The following is a 17,190-nucleotide window of genomic DNA, read 5'->3' on the forward strand; positions in this document are numbered from 1 at the left end:
GTGACTCGGGTCTCGGTTCCGCTCGCCCCGGCCATGGCTCAGGGCGTGTGCAGGCGTACCGCCAAGGCGGCGATGTCGTCGTCGAGGCTGCCTCTGCTGTGACGGAGGAGGTCGTGGTGCAGGGCCGTGAGCAGATCACGGGGAGGCGTGGGAGGCTGCCGGCGCATCCATTCCGTCAGCGGGAAGAACGCACCGTCCCGGGCGCGGGTTTCGGCGATCCCGTCCGTGTAGAGGAGGAGGAGCTCGCCGGGACCGAGGTCGAAGGCGTCCGCGCGGTACTGGTCACCGAGCAGCTCCGCGAGGCTGAGCAGGGGCGACGGGGCGGACGGCGCGAGGACGCGCACGGTCCTCGGGCCGTGGATCAGCGGTGGGGGGTGTCCGCAGTTGACGATGGTGATGCGGCTGCCTCGATGCGGGATCTCGACGAGCAGCGCGGTGGCGAAGCGTTCCATCGGTGCCTCGGGTGGATGGGCGGCGTTGTGCCGGGCGCAGCTGGCGTCGAGCCTGCGGGCGACGTCGGCCATGGAGGCCTCGCCGTGTGCCGCCTCCCGGAAGGCGTTGACGATCGCCGCCGCCGCCCCCACCGCCGGCAGGCCCTTGCCCCGCACGTCGCCGATGAGCAGCCGTACTCCGTACGGCGTGTCGACCACCTCGTAGAAGTCCCCTCCGATGCGGGCCTCGGCGGCGGCCGCCAGGTACAGCGATTCGATCTCGACGTTGCGGAAACGGTGCGGCAGGGGCCGCAGCACCACCTGCTGGGCGGCGTCGGCGACGAGCCGCACCTGAAAGAGGGTGCGTTCCCGCTGCAGCCGGACGTGGCTTCCGTACGCGGCGGCCACGGTGACCGCGACGATCCCCCCGCACGTCCACCACGCCCCCAGATCGGGGAAGACGAGGCTGAGGCCGATCATCAGAAGGAGGCAGACGGTCCCGAGCAGGACGGTCGGGAGGACCGGCCACATGGCGGCGGCCAGAGCCGGCGCCGCGGGCAGGAGGCGGCTGAAGGCCATCTCCGGCGGGGTGGCGTAGGCCAGGCCGGCGATCACGACGGTCAGAATGACCGGCGACAGCCGCACGAGCCTGCCGTTGCCGTGACTTCGACGGAGCCGCGGCCGTCCGGACTCGATCATGAATCCCAGATTATCCGCGCGGTGCCCGCTCAGCGACGCGGCGGGACACCCGCCGCCCCGGCCGGGGCCGGGCCGGTGTTCCGCCGTTCGGCCTCACAGGAGGCGGGGACGGGGCGGTTGTACGACGATCGAGTCGCGGCCCGAGCGGTGCGCTCGCGGCGGTCCGCGCGACGCAAGCCGTGCCCAGGGCACCTGCGCCGCCTGCGGAGCCGAACTGGGCGGCCCGGGGGCTGGACCGACGACCCCTGGCCGCTGTTGTGCCGGGCCGACGTGGTGGTCACCCACGCCGGGCAGAACGCCGTGGCCGAGTGTGCCGCCGCCCGTGTCCCCGCCGTGGTCGTGCCGCAGTCCCGGCCGCACGGCGAACAGCATGCCACCGCCCACGCCTTGGCGGAGGGCGGACTGGCCACCGTACGGGACCACTGGCCCGAACGGTGCTGACCGGCGGTGACCACCGGCTGTTCTGGTCTCTGTCGTTCGCCGTGACCGCGGCCACGTGGCGGCGGATCGGCGGCTTCTGCGAGGACTACACCGGATACGGCGGCGAGGACACCGACTTCGCCAGGACCGCCGCCGCCCGGGGCGTGGACCTGTGGTGGTGGGCGGGGCCCTCGCCCACCACCAGTACCACCGCGTCAGCCACCCGCCCGTCGAGCACCTGGACGACATCCTCCGCAACGGCGCCCTGTTCCACGACCGGTGGGGCGAATGGCCCATGAAGGGCCGGCTGCTCGACTTCGCCCGCCTCGGACTGGTCTCCCACGACGCCCGGACCGGCTCCTGGCACCGACGGGATTCCGCGGCCGCCCGGACCTCCGACCGGCCCGGCTGAGGCCCCCGGCCCTCCGCATCAGCGGCTGCGCAACAGAAGCAGGGCGGTGTCGTCCGTGCGGGTGTGCCGGAGGGCCGCGTGGTGGTGGAGGAGGTGCTCGGCCAGTTCGTCGAGCGGCCGCCCGGCGTCCTGGGTGAGCCGCCGGGTGAGGGCGGCGATGGAGTGGGTGAGGTCGGTGTCGGGGGTCTCCACGAGGCCGTCGGTGTAGAGGGCGAGGAGAGATCCCGGGGGGAGGTCGGTGGTCGTGACGGGGTAGTCGGCCGCGGTGCACGGCTGGATGCCGAGGAGGGGGCCGGGCTCCACTTCGAGCGCGACGGTGTGCGGTGCGGGGCCGGTGCGGTGGAGCAACGGGGGCGGGTGTCCCGCGCTGGCCAGGTGGAGACGTCGTTCCGCGAGGTCGATGTGGAGGTACACGCAGGAGACGAACAGCTCGGTCTCGAGGTCGGTCAGGACGCGGTTGGTGCGGGCCAGGACGTCGCCGGGCGCCGCCCCGGCGGTGGCGTGGACGGCGGTGCGGACCTGCCCCATCAGGGCCGCGGCCTTGATGTTGTGGCCTTGCACGTCTCCGATGACGGCGGCGGCCGACGCGTCGCCAAGGCGGATCAGGTCGTAGAAGTCACCGCCGATGTCGATGCCGTGGGTCGCGGGCAGGTAGCGGGCGGTGACGTCGAGGCCGGGGACGGGAGGCAGGGCCACGGGAAGGAGTGCCTGCTGCAGTCCGTGGGCGAGGTCGTGCTTGGCGTCGTACAGCAGGGCGCGGTCCATGGCCTGGGCGATGAGGCCGGCGAGGGACACCAGGACGGCGCGGTCACCCGCGCCGAAGCGGCGGGGACGGTCGTAGGACAGGATGCAGCAGCCGACGCGGCGGTCGGAGACGAGCAGGGGCAGGAACGCCCAGGCCTGTTTGCCGCTGAGCGCGGGCGCCTGCGGGTGGGCGACGGTCATCTCTGCGGGGGCGGCGTAGAAGGCCGGGACCCCGCTGTCCAGGACGCGGCCGACCGGGGTGATGTCCGTGTTCAGCGGCAGGCCGTCCAGGCGGGCGATGGTGCGCGGGTCGTAGCCGCGGTGCCCGATGATCCTCAGACGGCCGGCGTCGGCGGCGGAGACGACCATGCCCTGGGCTCCGAAAGCGGGCAGGATCTGATCGGCCACCGCGTCGATGACGTCGGCCACGGTGACGGTCTGGCTCAGGGCGGCCGCCAGGTGCATCAGCTGGTGGATCCGTCCCGTACCGGCACCGCGGGGCGGAGTGTACGGAGCCGGGGTGACACGGGGCGGCGGGGCGTCGGGCGTCCGCTCGCGGAGGCTGGGGGAGATGAAGGCGCTGATACCGCTGTCACCGGGATAGAGCCGGATGTCGAACCAGCGGTCGGACGGACCCGGGGCGGTGTAGGCGACGGACTCGCGGCCGAAGACGGCGGCGCGGTAGTGGTCCTCGTGGACCGGGGCGTCGAGCCAGGGCACGGCCTGCCACGGCAGGGTGCCGAGGAGGCTGTCGGCACTGCGGCCGAGCATCCGGGCGGCGGCGTCGTTGAGATAGGTGATGCGCCCCTGCAGGTCGAAGCCGAGGGCGCCGACGGGCAGTCGCTGCAAGAGGTCGTCGGCGGCCAGGCCGGTCTGCGTCGGGTCCGGGCCGGACCGCCGCAGCGGTACGGCACGCGGTTCCTCGGGAACGCTCCAGACGGCGGGTGCTCCGTCGAGTACCCGGGTGATCCGGTTGGCGCTGGACAGGACGTGCCCGCGCTCACGACGGGTCAACGAGGGCGGGTGGCTGTCGGACCACACCAGCGCCAGGGCCCCCCACCGGCGGGTTCCGTTCAAGGGCGCGAAGGCCAGCGCGAACTGGTAGGGCAGCCCGGCCGCGGCGTTCGGATACAGACGGGCCATGTCCTCCTGCCGCCCCACCCAGACGAGACGGTCCTCCCGCACCGCCTCGGACAACGGACCGGCAGCCGACACGGCCACCCTCCACCACGGTGCCAGCGTCTTCGCCGGCAGCCCGCACACCGTCGTCAGGGCCAGCACCGGCTCGTCCGGGGACAGCAGGTACACGCCCGCCGCCACCGCTCCCGTGCGCTGCACCGTACCGCTGAGCACCCGCTCCAGGGACACCCAGCCGGCAGACGCGACGCCGTCATCACCCACGTACAGAACACTAAGCCCGCCGGAGGGGAAAATCCGGTCACGCGGCGGCGCGGGCACACCGACCGGACATGCGAGCGGCGTCGCCGGTCTCCCGTTCGGTCACCGCCCGATCGCGCGCTCCGGGAACTTCGCGTGGGATGGGACCGGTGCCGAGTGAGGCACCGGCCACCGGGTAACCGGAAGGCACACGCGGCCGGACGGGCCGCGGCGGTCGGAGAAGAGGAAGTGTCATGCCGGCAGGATCGAACGCGAAGCGCGAGCGGCAGTACGAGCACATCAAGGAGAGCGCCGAGAAGCGCGGCAGCTCCGAGAAGCGGGCGAAGGAGATCGCCGCGCGGACCGTGAACATGGAGCGGGCCCGCTCCGGTGAGTCCGCGACCGCGAGCAAGACCTCCACGGGCGACAGGAAGTCCGCTTCGCAGCGCGGCGGCGAGCGCTCGCACAGCGGTTCTCAGGGGCCGACCAAGGACCAGCTCTACGCGGAGGCGAAGAAGCGGGGGGTCGAGGGCCGTTCGTCCATGAACAAGCAGGAACTCAAGAAGGCCCTGGGCCGCTGAGCCGACCGGCTCAGGAGAGACCACGCGGGCGAGGAGGCGGGCCGTCCGGACGCGCGGGCGTCAGCCGCCCAGAACAGGAACGGAACCCATGACCAGCACCAAGGTGTCCGACCATGTCCTCCACCGGCTGCGGGAGTGGGGGGTGGAGCATGTCTTCGCGTACGCCGGCGACGGCATCAACGGCCTGCTCGCGGCGTGGGGGCGTGCGGACAACAAGCCGAAGTTCGTCCAGGCGCGCCATGAGGAGATGGCCGCTCTCCAGGCGGTCGGATACGCCAAGTTCTCCGGCAGGGTGGGCGTCTGCGCGGCGACCTCCGGCCCGGGAGCCATCCACCTGCTCAACGGCCTGTACGACGCGAAGCTGGACCACGTCCCGGTCGTGGCGCTGGTGGGTCAGACCAATCGCAGCGCGATGGGCGGCTCGTACCAGCAGGAGGTGGACCTGCACAGCCTGTACAAGGACGTCGCCTCCGACTTCTGCGAGACCGCGACGGTCCCCGAGCAACTGCCGAACCTGATCGACCGGGCGATGCGCACGGCGTACGCCAAGCGCACCGTGACGGCGATCATCCTTCCGGCCGACGTCCAGGACCTGGACTACAGCCCGCCGGCGCACGCGTTCAAGATGGTGCCCTCCAGCCTGGGCATGAGCCGCTACGCCCCGGTGCCGGCGGACGAGGACGTCGCGCGGGCGGCGGAGGTCCTGAACGCCGGCGAGAGGGTCGCCGTGCTCATCGGTCAGGGTGCCGCCGGCGCACGCGCCGAGGTCGAGCGGCTGGCGGACGTCCTGGGGGCGGGGGTGGCGAAGGCGCTGCTCGGCAAGGACGCGCTGCCCGACGACCTGCCGTACGTGACCGGCGCCATCGGCCTGCTCGGCACCCGGCCGTCGTACGAGCTGATGCGGGAGTGCGACACCCTGCTCGTGATCGGATCCAGCTTCCCGTACTCGCAGTTCCTGCCCGAACCGGACCAGGCGCGGGCGGTGCAGATCGACATCGATCCGCACATGATCGGGCTGCGCTACCCGTTCGAGGTGAACCTCGTCGGTGACGCGCGCGAGACCCTCCAGCGGCTGCTGCCGCGCCTGCACCGCAAGACCGACCGGGCCTGGCGGGAGAAGGTCGAGGAGAACGTCGCGCGCTGGTGGGAGGTCATGCAGCGCCGGGCCGCCGTGGACGCCGACCCGCTCAATCCCGAGTACGTGGTCCACGCCCTGGACGGCAGGCTGCCCGACAACGCGATCCTGACCGCCGACTCCGGCTCAGCCGCCAACTGGTACGCCCGGCACCTGCGGCTGCGCGGTGCCATGCGCGGTTCGCTGTCCGGGACGCTGGCCACCATGGGGCCCGGCGTGCCGTACGCGATCGGCGCGAAGTTCGCCCACCCCGACCGGCCCGCGATCGCTCTCGTCGGCGACGGCGCGATGCAGATGAACGGCATGATGGAGCTGGTCACGGCCGCGAAGTACCGGCACGAGTGGTCCGACCCGCGCCTGGTCGTGGCCGTCCTCAACAACGGTGACCTGAACCAGGTCACCTGGGAGATGCGCGCCATGTCGGGCGCGCCGCAGTTCGAGGAGTCCCAGCACCTGCCCGACCTGCCCTACGCCGACATCGCCCGGAGCATCGGGCTCGACGGCGTGCGGGTCGAGAAGCCCAAGCACGTCGAGGCCGCCTGGGACCGGGCGCTCGCCGCCGATCGCCCCTTCGTCATCGACTTCCGCACCGATCCCGCCGTGCCGCCGATCCCCCCGCACGCGACCCTCGACCAGATCGAGGCGGCCGCCACCGCGATCCTGCACGGCGACAGCGACACCGGCTCCGTCCTCAAGCAGGGCCTCAGGGCCAAGGTCCAGGAGTTCCTTCCCGGCACCCGTCACCGCCACGACCGTCCCGGCGCCGGACGGGACGACAGCGCCCGGTGAAAGTGAACGACCCGCGTCAGGTGCTCCACGGCCGTCTGTGGAGCACCTGACCGCCACCCCGTCCGGGCCCTCCGATGAGGGTGCTTCCTCCGGCGTGCCCGACGCAGCGGGAGGCCACTCGAGGAGCAGCCGCCCCCACCGCCTGGGAGCCCCCCGGAAGCTCATGGAGCCTTGGTGCGCAGGGCCGGTTCCTGACCCGCAGGGGAGTGCGGGTTGGCGGCTGTTCCCTCCGTGCTGAGCAGCACGACCACCGAGGACGCGTCGAGGCCGAGCGCCGTACGGCGCCCTTCCGCGTCCGCGCCGGTGAACATGACGCGCGCGCCGGCGAGCGCCGCGGCGCCGCACGGGCCCGAGTCGACGCCCAGGCCGGCCAGCCGGGCGGCGGCGCGGGCGCTGTCGGCGTCGCGGACGGCGACAGCGGCGTCCAGACCGTTCTGCAGGAAGGGCCAGGCGATGCTGGACGGCGTGCCGCAGTTCAGGCCGGCCATCGTGCTCTCACCGGTGCGGACGCTGACGGGTTTTCCGACCGTCAGGCTCTCCAGTACGCACGCCGCGGCCTCCGGCTCCACCGTCAGCAGGGCGGGAGCACGTCCGGACGGGCGGCTGCGGTAGTGGGTGATCACGGCCTGGGTCAGCGAACCGACCCCTGCGGGTACGGCGACGAGGCCGGGCCCTCCCGTGACGCCTGCCGTCGCCAGCTGTTCGTCGATCTCGGCGCACAGCGTGGAGTAGCCCTCGACGATCCACCCCGGGATCTCCTCGTACCCCGGCCAGGCGGTGTCCTGGACCAGGACGGCGTTCGGCTCGGCGGCCGCCGCGGCGGCCCGGTCGACGGCCTCGTCGTAGGACCCCGCCACCTCGGTGACCCGCGCCCCTTCGGCGACGATGGCCGCCGCGGCCTCCGGATGGACTCCCCGCGGGACGAAGACGTGGGCGGACCGGCCCAGCAGTCGCGCCATGCGCGCCACCGCCCTGCCGTGATTGCCGTCCGTGGCCGTGACCAAGGTGACCGGCCCGGGCTGCCCGCCGCCCCGGGCCCGCTCGGCGAGGACGCGGTGAATGGCCCACGACGCTCCGAGGGCCTTGAAGGCGGGCAGGCCCAGACGGTCCGACTCGTCCTTGACGAAGACCCGGCCGACCCGCAGCTCGACGGCCAGTTCCGGGAGTTCGGTGAGCGGAGTGGGCGCGTAGCCGGACAGCGCGGCGTGAAAGGCCCGCACGTCGGCGGGCGCGGGCGGACACCGCCAGGTGCGGGTGGCGCCGGTGCCCTGGAGCCAGGCCGGTGTCCGGAGGGAGGGAGCGTCGTCAGTCATGCGCCCAGGGTCCGGCGTGAGCGCGTGATCGGTCCAGGGGCGCCGACCCGCCGTCATCGCGAGACCCGGAGCGCGGTCGGGACGTCGGCGCCCGTCCGACCGGGGCGACACGCCGTCGCGGACGGGATCCACGGTCGGGCCGGTCGGCGTCGTCCGCGGCTTATGTTCCGACCATGAGTGACAGAGACATCTCGCTGGGTTCGTCGCCGCCGCGGGTGCTGGCACCCCTGCGGGAGCACCTGCGCGACACGTTCTGGTTCGCGCCGACCGCCGCCATGGCCGGCGTGTTCGTGGTCTGGCTGGCGGCTGACGCGCTTGACACGGCCATCGTCACCGAGTTGAGGCGGGACGGCGACTTCGAGGCACTCGCCGAACTGCAGCGGTTCTCGGAAGACGCGCGGAGCGTGGTGAACACGGTCAGCTCGGCGATGATGACCTTCATCGGCGTGGTCTTCAGCATCTCCCTGGTCGCGGTCCAGATGGCGAGCGGCCAGTTCACCCCCCGCGTGGTGCGGCTCTTCGTCCGCAGCCGGATCACCAAGGCGACCTTCGCGGTCTTCCTCGCGACGTTCGTCCTGACGCTGCTCGTCATGACCGCCTACGACAGCGCCCCGGATCCGCGTACCGTGATCTCCGTTCCGCTGGTGCAGTCGGCGCTCACGCTGCTCATGGTCGCGCTGAGCCTGCTGCTGTTCGTGTTCTACGTGAACACGACCCTGAGACTCATGCGGATCAGTCATGTGATCGCCCGGATCGCCAAGGAGTCCTTCCGGGTGGCGGCGGCGATGCCCGAGACGCTGAACCACGAGGAGCTGCCCGACCTCGGGCCCGTGACCGGGTGGGTGGCGCACGCGGGCCGGGCCGGTGTGCTGCGGGACGTGGACATCGTCCGCCTGGTACGGACCGCCCGCAGGCACGGGACGGCTCTGCGGCTGGTCCCGCGGATCGGTGACTTCCTCGTACCGGGTACACCCGTCCTGGCGGTCCACGGCGGCCGGCCACCGGCGGACAGGACACTGCGCTACACCGTCTCGGTGGGCGTTGAGCGCACCTACCACCAGGACCTGGCCTTCGGGCTGCGGCAGTTGTCCGACATCGCGCTGCGCGCCCTGTCGCCCGCCGTCAACGACCCGACGACCGCGGTGCAGGCTCTGGACCGCACCGTGCAGTTCCTGGCCCTGCTGAGCCGACGCCCCCTCGGCGCAGCCCTCTACCGCGACCGGGCCGGCGAGGTGCGGCTCGTACAGCCCGTACCGGCGTGGACGGCTCTGGTGGACCTCGGCTTCGCCGAGGTGCGCGGCTGCGCCGTGGGCAATCCGCAGGTCTCGCGACGCATGGTGGCCGGGCTCGACGACCTCCTCGCCATCGCGCCGCCGGAACGCCACCAGCCGCTGCTGCGCCACCGCGAACTGCTCCTCCAGGTCATCGGCGGGGAGGCCCCCGACGCGTCCGATCGCGCCTTCGCTCTGCGACCGGACCGACAGGGAATCGGCTGACCGGTGACCGGCCCGTGCGCTCCGGGGCCCGTCCCACCGTGTCGGGGTGACGACGAGCCCGAGGGCTCAAACCCGAAAGTCTTCGGCGAAAGGTCGTCATTCCGTCTCCCGCCTGCGTGACGAAAGCACTGGCCGTCGCCGACGAGGGCTCGGCGCTGGAGATCGTCATGACGGCCCGACGAGGCCGGCGCAACGTCGGAGACGAGGAGTGCCGCCGCCCCGATCAGGAGCAGCTCTTCGTCGGGGAACGGGTCGGGGCAACGCCGGCACCCACCGGGCTCCGGAACGTCGGCCATCCTTCCACTGTGCGGCACCCGCAGGCCGACGTCAGCCCGCTGCGCAGGAACGCGGAACGCCCCGCACTCTGCCGACAGTCACGCAGGCCGCCCGGTGACCGAGGCCGCCGAAGGCGACCACGACCACCGGGCGGAGCCGCCCGGTTCCCGGACGGTGGCGACGCGCGCCGCTCAGCAGTTCCGGATGGACCACACGGGCGTCCAGTCGTACGTGAAGGGCGTGGGCTCCGGCAGGACGACGTCCAGCACCTGGCCGTTCTGGCCGTAGAAGAACGCGGCGGCGCCGACCTGGTTGTTCACCACCTGGCCCACGCCGTTCCAGTGGGACAGGGAGTACTGGTGGCAGCGGTAGAGGAAGAAGACCTTGTACTTGCCCACCACCGGGTCCCAGACCCCGGTGCAGAGATTCCCCGACGCGCACGTGACGGGGCTGCCCGACGTCGTGTGCACGTAGTCCGCCCAGGGTGAGACCGTCGGTGACACGGCCGCCACGGCACGCGAGGACGGCCCCTCGCCCCGGGGCGCCGGCGGCATGACCATGGTGTGGCCGCCGCCCTCGCGAGGCCCGTCCGAGGCCGCCGCATGGGCCGGGCCCGCCGCGAAGGCGGACACCAGCACCCACAGGAGGGCACCGACCACACCGAGGGTGGAACGCCAGGTACGCGACATCGTCACTCCTTCTCCGGGAATCCCCGGGCTCACTTCTGATTCGTGCACAGCGGTACGTCAGGCAACTGGTTGTCCGGATGGCTGATGTAGATGTTGGTGACGTAGCCCCCGTACTGCGGCAGATACGCCCACCAGTCGTTGGTGTACGGCGGTACGGAGACGAGCTGCCCCTTCTTCTGGCAGCCCACCAGCACCTCCACGCCGGGCGGGAGCCGGGTCAGCAGGTTGTCCCCGACGACCGGTTCCGACCGGACGGCGACGTCCTGACCCCAGGTCCCGTACCACTTCCCCTTCGGCGCCGTGCCGCCGGGAACGTTCAGGGAACGGGTCAGCCGACCGAGGTCGGTGTACGCCTTTCCGTACGACGTGCCGTCCTGGTGCAGGGTGAGGACGGCCACGATCGAACGGTCACCGGCTCCGACGGTGCCGGTCGTGTGCAGCGCCGGTCGGCTCAGGTCGACGCCGGCGTCACCCGCGCCGGCGGACGCGGGGGCCGAGGTGTCGACGCCACCAGCCGCGGTGGCGCTTACGGAGCCGCAGTTCCCCTTCGCGTACTTCCCCGACCAGCCCTGTTTCACGGCCCACGGGCGGTCGAACGCGGCGGCGATGCCGAAATGCTGGTCGAAGGAGTCCGACGCGCACCGGGTCGACTGGCGCAGACGCTCCATGATGAAGTCACGAACCGGCGCGGAGGCGGACTCCAGGATGTGTCGGTAGGTCTTCACGGTGTCGCGGGCCGACATGGCCGTGTAGCCCCAGTACCCCTCGTAGCCTGCGGGCGGGGGAGCGGTGTCGGCGAGCCCGAGCCGCGTGACCATGCGTTCGACGATCGCCGGCCCGCCGTAGGTCGACCAGTAGTGGTTGGCGGCGGCGTCCTGACTGCTGCGGAGCATGACGTCCAGCCGCGTGCGGTCGGCGGCCGGGATGGTGTCGGGGCTGCGGTTCCACAGGAAGTCGAGGGCGAGCAGGAGCTTGACGACCGACGCGGACCGGAACGTGGCGGCCGGGGCGAGCTGTTCGGTGAACGTCCCGGTCTGCCGGTCGAACACGGCCACGCCTGCCGTGACCCCCGCGGGCACCTGGGGGCTCGCGGGCGTGGCCGACACGGTGTCACCCGTCGGTTCCGTCGCGGCCGCGACGGAGTGCGGGAGCGCCGCGCCGGTGAAGGAGAGGGAGAAGAAGGCCGCGGTCGCGGCGAGCAGGCGCCGAGGCGTACGGCGAGCGGTGGCGTGGGAGTGTCTGGTGATGCGGAGCATGGCGTGAGGGGTCCTCGCTTGGTGGGATAGCGGGCTGCCGGGGGTCTCGGAAAGGGCCGGCGCACGAGGCGGCGGGAGCGCGGCACGGAGCCCCTGGCGGGTCGCGAGGGGCTCCACCGGAGCCTGCCGGGCGGACGACTCCCGGCGGCCTACGGGATGTTGCACTCCGTCATGCCGGGCCAGGGATCTATCGACGTCCACACGTCGACGGCGGGGATGAAGCCCCACCCGTGGTTGCCGTCCTGACCGGGAGCGATGCGGTCACCCATGGTGTAGTACCAGATGTTGTTGCCGCCGCTGTGCGGGGGGCCGCTGGCCCAGCACACGAACCAGCTCGTCGAGGTGTCGATCCAGCCGATCACCGGGCACGCGGGGATGAAGCTGCCGCAGCCGCGCAGCGGGGCGCCGGCACGATTGCCGCACACCCAGTCACGCGTCCAGGTGCGCCCCGTGTACGCGTCGTAGTGGCTGACGTTGCGGGCGGTGCACGATGCCTGGGCCGCGAGGGGCGCGGCCTCGGCCGCAGGCGGCGCGCTCCGCACCGCCCGGGTGGTCGTGCCGGCCTGCGGTGACGACGCCTGAACGGCGCCGGCGCTGAAGAGCACGGCCAGGAGGGCGGCGAGCATCGCCACCGCTTTTCTCACAGACATGTTTCGGCCCCCGTTGTCGAGAAAGCAATGGTCGGACGGCCCTGCGGAACCGAGGAGTTGTCACGGGGCGTCGCTTCAGAGCCGAGCCTTCCACTCGCACTCCGTCCATGTCATCGCTTGTGGCCATGCGACATGCAAGACGATCGATAAGGGATTCATCATGGTTACTGGCGGAACGGCCGCTGGGGGCGCCGCGCCGACGGGCCCCGACCCGCGGACGCCGAGCGCCCATCAACTCCGGCTGTTCGTCGCCCTCGCGGAGGAACTTCACTTCTCGCGCGCCGCCGCCCGGCTGTTCATCACGCAGTCGGCGCTGAGCCAGCAGATCAGAGACCTGGAAAAACGCCTCGGGGTGCGGCTGTTCGACCGTTCGAGCCGGGCCGTGACGCTCACCCCGCAGGGCCGGGTGCTGTTGGCGGACGCGCGCGGCGTGGTGGCGGCCATGGACCGGCTGAGCCGCAGCGCTTCGACCCAGGCGCGCAGGCTCTCCGGACGGCTCGTCGTCGGCACCATCGGCGCGGAAGCGGCGATGCCCTATACGCACGCCGTACTGCGTCTCCTCCACGAACGGCACCCGTTGGTCCAGGTCGACGTGCGCAGCCTCCACTTCGCCGACCACTTCGACGCCCTGTTCCGCCATGACATCGATGTTGCCTTCCTCCGTCCACCGGTCCCGCCCGGCATCGAGGTGCAACACCTGGCCACAGAACCGAGGGTGGCCTGTCTCTCCGCGAGCGACCCGCTCGTGGACCGCGACCGGATCACCCTCGCCGAGCTGGCGCGCCACCCGGTGATCGACGTCCCGCCGCAGGTGCCACGGCTCTGGTGGGACTTCTGGGCCGCCGACCCGCGACCCGACGGCACCCCGGTCCGCTACGGACCCGTCGCCTCGGACCTGGAGGGCCTTCTGCACCTCGTGGCCCAGGGCAAGGGCATGTGCTTCCTGCCGGCCGCCGCGCGGGACCTCTTCCCTCGCCCCGGCATCCGCTACGTCGAGGTCACGGACCTCCCCCCGTCAACGGCGGGCCTCGCCTGGCTGAGGGAGAACCGTACGGAACCGCTCATCGAGGCCGTGGTGGCAGCTGCCGGACACGTGGCCTCGGCGCGGGGCCGGGGGGCCGGCCGGGGCAGGAGCCGAGCCGAGGACTGACCCCACGTCACAGGTCGCGGCCACTCCGGGCGCGGGGTCCCGGCCGCTGTCCCCTCAGCGTCCGGGCGGCCCACGGCAGGAGGGCCTGGGCCCGCGCCCGGGGCGGCCGTCGTCGGGAAGGTGCTGTCGCCGCCGCGGTCTCGATCAGGATGCGGGCGACGGCTGTCGTGAAGAGTGAAGACCGACCCGTCGATCAGGCGGACGAGCGCGGGAAGTGAGCGCGCACGCGCGAGAGAGAACTCGCGGACCGAGGAATGGGTTCTGGAGAGCAGTGCGGCGCGAATCCTGGACGGGCCGGCGCGTGGACGCGGCCGCGCGCCCCATGCGGAGAGATGGTCCGACGCGAACACGCACCAGCTTGTCGGCGCCGGACAGTTCCCATGCCCTGCAGGCGCTGTACGTCTCCTGATCCCTGCGTCGGCTCCGGCGCGGGTGTCACGGATTCCGGTGCCCGCCGGGTGGGGCCGCCCGGCTCTCGGCGGTGCCGGGTGGACCCGGTGAGGGCTCGCCCGCCGCGAGGTGCTCCAGGACCTCCGCCAGTTCCTGGCAGGCGCGGCGCACCGACCGGCGGGTCGCGCGCTGCTCGGTGATGACGGAGGCGAGAAGCAGGGCGGTCAGGGCGGCGGAACCGTTGAACGCCTGGAGCTTGGTCATGATCTCGACGTCCGTCAGGTGGAGGAACGCGCCCCGCCCGGAGGTCGCCTCGAAGGTGGTGAGCACGGAGGCGAAGAGCGCGCACAGCATGCTTCCGGCGAGCTGGAAGCGGAGCGCTGCCCAGATCAGCAGGGGGAAGACGAGGAACAGCATGCTCATCGGGCTGAGCACGGCCATGGGCATGAGGACCAGGGTAGTCAGCCCCAGAAAGGTCGCCTCCTTCCAGCGCCGTACCCGGAACCGTCCGGCCGGCCCCGCGAGGACGAGCAGGAGCGGGGCGACGAGCAGCACCCCCATCGTGTCGCCCACCCACCAGGCCAGCCAGACGGGCCAGAACTCGTTCTCGTCCAGGGAGCCCTTCGCCACCTGCAGTCCGACCCCCGCGGTCGCGCTGATCAGCATGGCGCCGAACCCGCCGAGGAAGACCAGGGAGAGTCCGTCCCGCAGCCGCGCCATGTCGCGCCGGAAGCCGGCCCGTCTCAGCAGCAGGAAGGCGCAGAGCGGAGCGGCGGTGTTGCTGACCACGGTGACCACCGTGGTGGGCCCCGGAGTGGTGAGGGAGGCGATGACGAGGAAGGAACCGAGGGCGATCCCAGGCCAGACCCGCGCGCCGAGCAGCAGCAGGGCGGCGACGGCGACGCCGGTGGGAGGCCAGATGGGGGTGACCACCACGCCTTCGACGACGAGGCGGCCCATGAGGCCGAGTCGTCCGGCCGCGTAGTAGCAGACCGCCACGGCCAGCGACATCAGAGCCGCCTTCGTAGAGGACCGGAACTGCCGAATATCCAACACGTCAGCCATCAGACACCGGCCGGACCGCCACGACCGGGCAAGGCCCCTGCGTGTCGGGCGCCACCGTCCGCCCGGGGCCGGGCCGGGTCCGAGGACCGACCCGGCCCGAAACGAGCCTCCTCCCCTTACTCCTTGGCCGCCGGCCGGGCCGGACCGCCGTCATGGCCGACGACCAGGACGGCCGCGTCGTCCTCGTGCCCCACCGTGGCCGCCAGCTTCATGACGGCGGTGGCGAGCGCGTCGACGTCCAGCCCGGCGACGGCGGCGATCCCGGCGAGCCGCGTCACCCGGTCCAGACCCTCGTCGATGTGGAGCGAGGGCCCCTCCACCACACCGTCGGTCAGGAGGACGAAGACACCGTCGGCGGTGAGCCGGTGGCGCGTGGCCGGGTAGTCGACGCCGCGGAGCACACCGAGCGGAGGCCCGCCCTCGCTGTCGTCGATGCCGGAGCGGCCGTCGGTGGTGGCCCAGATGTGGGGGATGTGACCGGCCCGGGCGCACTCCAGGGTGCCGGCAGCGCAGTCGAGCCGCAGGAAGGTGCAGGTGGCGAAGAGGTCGGCGTCCAGAGAGATGAGCAGGTCGTTGGTGCGACCGAGCAGCTCTCCCGGGTCTCCGGTGACGGAGGCCAGCGCGCGCAGTGCCACGCGGACCTGTCCCATGAAGGCGGCGGCCTCGATGTTGTGTCCCTGCACGTCACCGATGGACATGCCGATCTGCCCGCCGGGCAGGGAGAAGGCGTCGTACCAGTCACCGCCGACGTTGAGCCCGTGGTTCGCGGGCTCATAGCGGACGGCCAGCCGGGCGCCCGGAAAACTGGGCAGGTCCGAGGGCAGCATGCCGCGCTGCAGGGCCACGGCCAGCTCGACACGGGAACGCTGTGTCTCGGCCAGCTCCCGCGCCCTGGCGGTCAGCGACCCGAGCCGGATGAGAAGGTCCTCGCTGCTGTCGTCCGGCTGTCTGCGGAACATCGATCACTCCGACGTCACGATAATCCTCGCATCACTTCGTCTCGGTCTCCAGCACGCGGACCCCAGAGGACCACCTCGGTACGAACAGGTCCTTCCCACTCTGCCCGGAGGGGACAGCGTCCGCATCTCATCGGCGGAGAACACGGCGGATCCCAGGGGGGCCACCCCACACCGCCGGAAACCAATTGCGGTTCGGCGAGATCGATGGCATCGCTCCGCCCTTGACCTCCGTCCGGGCCGACCAGGCCGGCGCCGCGCGACTCGCCGGGCGGTCACCCGCCGCACCGGGCGCCCGGTCCCGTGCCTGACTGACCTGGCGGCAAGGCACCGGGCGGCCCCGAGGAAGCCGGGCATGACCACGAACCACACCCTCGTCCCCCGGGCGCGAAGCGTTCTGCGCCGGTCCTCCTCGCCGCCGGCGCGGCCGTCGGCCTGCTCCGCGCGCCCCCGCACCAGCCCTGGAGGAGCACTCCCGTGCACCTGCCCCCCTAGCGCGGCCTGCTCGTCGAGACAGGTCTCGGCGACGGTTCCGATGACGGCCGCGTGGCCGGGGAGGAGGAGGTCGACGAGTTCCAGGAGCGCGCCCTCCTCGCCGGCGGCGGTTCTCGTCCCTGAGGCCTGCCAGAGGACGTGGACGGCCTGGAGTGGCTGCGCAGCAGGGTATGCAGGGGCATCCCCTCGTCGGCGCGCTGGGTGGCCCGTTCCCGGAAAAGGCGGTAGTCCCCGGCGTCGGTCCGCCCGTCGCGTGCGCGGTGCAGGAAGAGGCGCAGCCCGTGGCGGACCGTCGCGGTGACCTCCACGTCCTTCACGGCGGTGGGGAGTCCGCTGTATCCGGGCAGCCGCTCGCACGGGGCCATGCGGCGCGCGAGCCGGTTCACCCGGCCCTCGCACCGGGCGGCGAGGGCCGGGTCGCGGCCGAGAGGGCGGGGTGACCCTCGTGGGGTTCGGACGGCCGAGTCCTCGGCACCGATCTTCCTCCCGGACGATGTGACGGATCACAATGCCAGCGGCTACATGGAGTACGCGGACCGGACGAGGCTTCTCACCTTGGCCCCGGACCTCGTCGGGTGTGCACTCGGTGAACCACTCGGCCTGCGGCCGGCTCGCGAGCCTAGCCATGTTCGCGGCGTTCGCGAAGTCTCCGTTCCCGAGGTCGGTGAGCGCCTGCTCGGCGCCCTAGCTGTCCGGGTCCATGTAGAACCTGGTGGCCGGGGTGAGCGGGTCCGTGGCGGGTGCGGCCTGCGCCTGTCCTTGCGTCGCGATGAGGGCGGCACATGCCGCGTGCGCCGCGAGCGCCGCGCTCGTACGGCGCCGTAGGGGTCGTGGCTCCATGCGGGCTCCTGGTCGGAGGGGCGGAG

At 72.3% G+C, this 17,190-nt stretch carries 15 protein-coding genes and 1 pseudogene; 7 read left to right on the forward strand and 9 right to left on the reverse strand.

From position 1 onward, the window contains the following. Positions 1–38: 38 nt before the first annotated feature. Positions 39–1,130: a PP2C family protein-serine/threonine phosphatase gene (locus tag AMK29_RS15670; protein ID WP_073813172.1), complete on the reverse strand. Its 1,092-nt coding sequence runs from the start codon at positions 1,128–1,130 to the stop codon at positions 39–41. Positions 1,131–1,400: 270 nt separating this feature from the next. On the opposite strand from AMK29_RS15670, the gene AMK29_RS37080 reads away from it, so the two are divergent. From AMK29_RS37080 to AMK29_RS36710, 3 genes and pseudogenes are all read left to right on the forward strand, one after another. Beyond that, positions 1,401–1,571, forward strand: a complete 171-nt coding sequence (locus AMK29_RS37080; protein ID WP_241845386.1) for a glycosyltransferase — start codon at positions 1,401–1,403, stop codon at positions 1,569–1,571. A 41-nt stretch (positions 1,572–1,612) separates the two neighbouring features. Next, a pseudogene (locus tag AMK29_RS37085) lies at positions 1,613–1,666 on the forward strand (hypothetical protein); the annotation flags it as partial. Between the two features lie 59 nt (positions 1,667–1,725). Beyond that, positions 1,726–1,962, forward strand: a complete 237-nt coding sequence (locus AMK29_RS36710; protein WP_198942268.1) for a hypothetical protein — start codon at positions 1,726–1,728, stop codon at positions 1,960–1,962. Positions 1,963–1,980: 18 nt separating this feature from the next. Here the strand turns inward: AMK29_RS36710 and AMK29_RS15685 are convergent, their stop codons facing one another. Further along, the gene (locus tag AMK29_RS15685) at positions 1,981–4,107 is read right to left on the reverse strand and encodes a SpoIIE family protein phosphatase (RefSeq protein ID WP_241845388.1); all 2,127 of its coding nucleotides are present in this window, start codon (positions 4,105–4,107) and stop codon (positions 1,981–1,983) included. Positions 4,108–4,337: 230 nt separating this feature from the next. Between AMK29_RS15685 and AMK29_RS15690 the strand changes: the two genes are divergently transcribed. Together AMK29_RS15690 and AMK29_RS15695 are read left to right on the forward strand one after the other, a co-directional pair. Continuing rightward, entirely contained in the window at positions 4,338–4,664 is a 327-nt protein-coding gene (locus AMK29_RS15690) for a plasmid stabilization protein (protein ID WP_073813175.1), read from the forward strand. Positions 4,665–4,752: 88 nt separating this feature from the next. Beyond that, positions 4,753–6,588, forward strand: coding sequence for a thiamine pyrophosphate-requiring protein (locus AMK29_RS15695; RefSeq protein WP_073813177.1), 1,836 nt, complete (start codon positions 4,753–4,755; stop codon positions 6,586–6,588). A gap of 161 nt (positions 6,589–6,749) precedes the next feature. Here the strand turns inward: AMK29_RS15695 and AMK29_RS15700 are convergent, their stop codons facing one another. Next, positions 6,750–7,901: a diaminopropionate ammonia-lyase gene (locus AMK29_RS15700; RefSeq protein ID WP_073813178.1), complete on the reverse strand. Its 1,152-nt coding sequence runs from the start codon at positions 7,899–7,901 to the stop codon at positions 6,750–6,752. 173 nt (positions 7,902–8,074) lie between these two features. Between AMK29_RS15700 and AMK29_RS15705 the strand changes: the two genes are divergently transcribed. Next, positions 8,075–9,397, forward strand: coding sequence for a DUF2254 domain-containing protein (locus AMK29_RS15705; RefSeq protein WP_073813180.1), 1,323 nt, complete (start codon positions 8,075–8,077; stop codon positions 9,395–9,397). Between the two features lie 467 nt (positions 9,398–9,864). Here AMK29_RS15705 and AMK29_RS15710 read toward each other — a convergent pair whose 3' ends face one another. The 3 genes from AMK29_RS15710 to AMK29_RS15720 all read right to left on the reverse strand — a co-directional run bounded on the left by AMK29_RS15710 (position 9,865) and on the right by AMK29_RS15720 (position 12,268). After that, positions 9,865–10,362, reverse strand: coding sequence for a hypothetical protein (locus AMK29_RS15710; protein ID WP_073813181.1), 498 nt, complete (start codon positions 10,360–10,362; stop codon positions 9,865–9,867). Positions 10,363–10,391: 29 nt separating this feature from the next. Beyond that, a complete protein-coding gene (locus AMK29_RS15715; RefSeq protein ID WP_073813183.1) occupies positions 10,392–11,618 on the reverse strand; it encodes a hypothetical protein in 1,227 nt (408 codons plus the stop codon). 149 nt (positions 11,619–11,767) lie between these two features. Next, on the reverse strand, positions 11,768–12,268 hold the full coding sequence (locus AMK29_RS15720) for a hypothetical protein (RefSeq protein WP_143202895.1): 501 nt from the start codon (positions 12,266–12,268) through the stop codon (positions 11,768–11,770). A gap of 160 nt (positions 12,269–12,428) precedes the next feature. On the opposite strand from AMK29_RS15720, the gene AMK29_RS15725 reads away from it, so the two are divergent. Next, positions 12,429–13,418: a LysR family transcriptional regulator gene (locus tag AMK29_RS15725; RefSeq protein ID WP_079196896.1), complete on the forward strand. Its 990-nt coding sequence runs from the start codon at positions 12,429–12,431 to the stop codon at positions 13,416–13,418. A 435-nt stretch (positions 13,419–13,853) separates the two neighbouring features. Here AMK29_RS15725 and AMK29_RS15730 read toward each other — a convergent pair whose 3' ends face one another. The 3 genes from AMK29_RS15730 to AMK29_RS36385 form a co-directional block, all read right to left on the reverse strand. Beyond that, on the reverse strand, positions 13,854–14,873 hold the full coding sequence (locus tag AMK29_RS15730) for an MASE1 domain-containing protein (protein ID WP_073813186.1): 1,020 nt from the start codon (positions 14,871–14,873) through the stop codon (positions 13,854–13,856). 116 nt (positions 14,874–14,989) lie between these two features. Continuing rightward, positions 14,990–15,832 carry a PP2C family protein-serine/threonine phosphatase gene (locus AMK29_RS15735; protein WP_073813187.1) on the reverse strand — a complete coding sequence of 281 codons (843 nt, stop codon included), beginning with the start codon at positions 15,830–15,832 and terminating at the stop codon, positions 14,990–14,992. Between the two features lie 1,176 nt (positions 15,833–17,008). Continuing rightward, positions 17,009–17,164, reverse strand: coding sequence for a hypothetical protein (locus AMK29_RS36385; protein ID WP_158071318.1), 156 nt, complete (start codon positions 17,162–17,164; stop codon positions 17,009–17,011). Between the last annotated feature and the right edge of the window lie 26 nt (positions 17,165–17,190).

Source organism: Streptomyces sp. CB02261 (assembly GCF_001905665.1).
Classification (GTDB): Bacteria; Actinomycetota; Actinomycetes; order Streptomycetales; family Streptomycetaceae; genus Streptomyces.

Bases quoted from the DNA above. Each gene is read 5' to 3' on its own strand.
- AMK29_RS15670 (WP_073813172.1), bottom strand. From the start codon at position 1,130: ATGATCGAGTCCGGACGGCCGCGGCTCCGTCGAAGTCACGGCAACGGC.
- AMK29_RS15690 (WP_073813175.1), top strand. From the start codon at position 4,338: ATGCCGGCAGGATCGAACGCGAAGCGCGAGCGGCAGTACGAGCACATC.
- AMK29_RS15695 (WP_073813177.1), top strand. From the start codon at position 4,753: ATGACCAGCACCAAGGTGTCCGACCATGTCCTCCACCGGCTGCGGGAG.
- AMK29_RS15700 (WP_073813178.1), bottom strand. From the start codon at position 7,901: ATGACTGACGACGCTCCCTCCCTCCGGACACCGGCCTGGCTCCAGGGC.
- AMK29_RS15705 (WP_073813180.1), top strand. From the start codon at position 8,075: ATGAGTGACAGAGACATCTCGCTGGGTTCGTCGCCGCCGCGGGTGCTG.
- AMK29_RS15710 (WP_073813181.1), bottom strand. From the start codon at position 10,362: ATGTCGCGTACCTGGCGTTCCACCCTCGGTGTGGTCGGTGCCCTCCTG.
- AMK29_RS15715 (WP_073813183.1), bottom strand. From the start codon at position 11,618: ATGCTCCGCATCACCAGACACTCCCACGCCACCGCTCGCCGTACGCCT.
- AMK29_RS15720 (WP_143202895.1), bottom strand. From the start codon at position 12,268: ATGTCTGTGAGAAAAGCGGTGGCGATGCTCGCCGCCCTCCTGGCCGTG.
- AMK29_RS15725 (WP_079196896.1), top strand. From the start codon at position 12,429: ATGGTTACTGGCGGAACGGCCGCTGGGGGCGCCGCGCCGACGGGCCCC.
- AMK29_RS15730 (WP_073813186.1), bottom strand. From the start codon at position 14,873: ATGGCTGACGTGTTGGATATTCGGCAGTTCCGGTCCTCTACGAAGGCG.
- AMK29_RS15735 (WP_073813187.1), bottom strand. From the start codon at position 15,832: ATGTTCCGCAGACAGCCGGACGACAGCAGCGAGGACCTTCTCATCCGG.
- AMK29_RS36385 (WP_158071318.1), bottom strand. From the start codon at position 17,164: ATGGAGCCACGACCCCTACGGCGCCGTACGAGCGCGGCGCTCGCGGCG.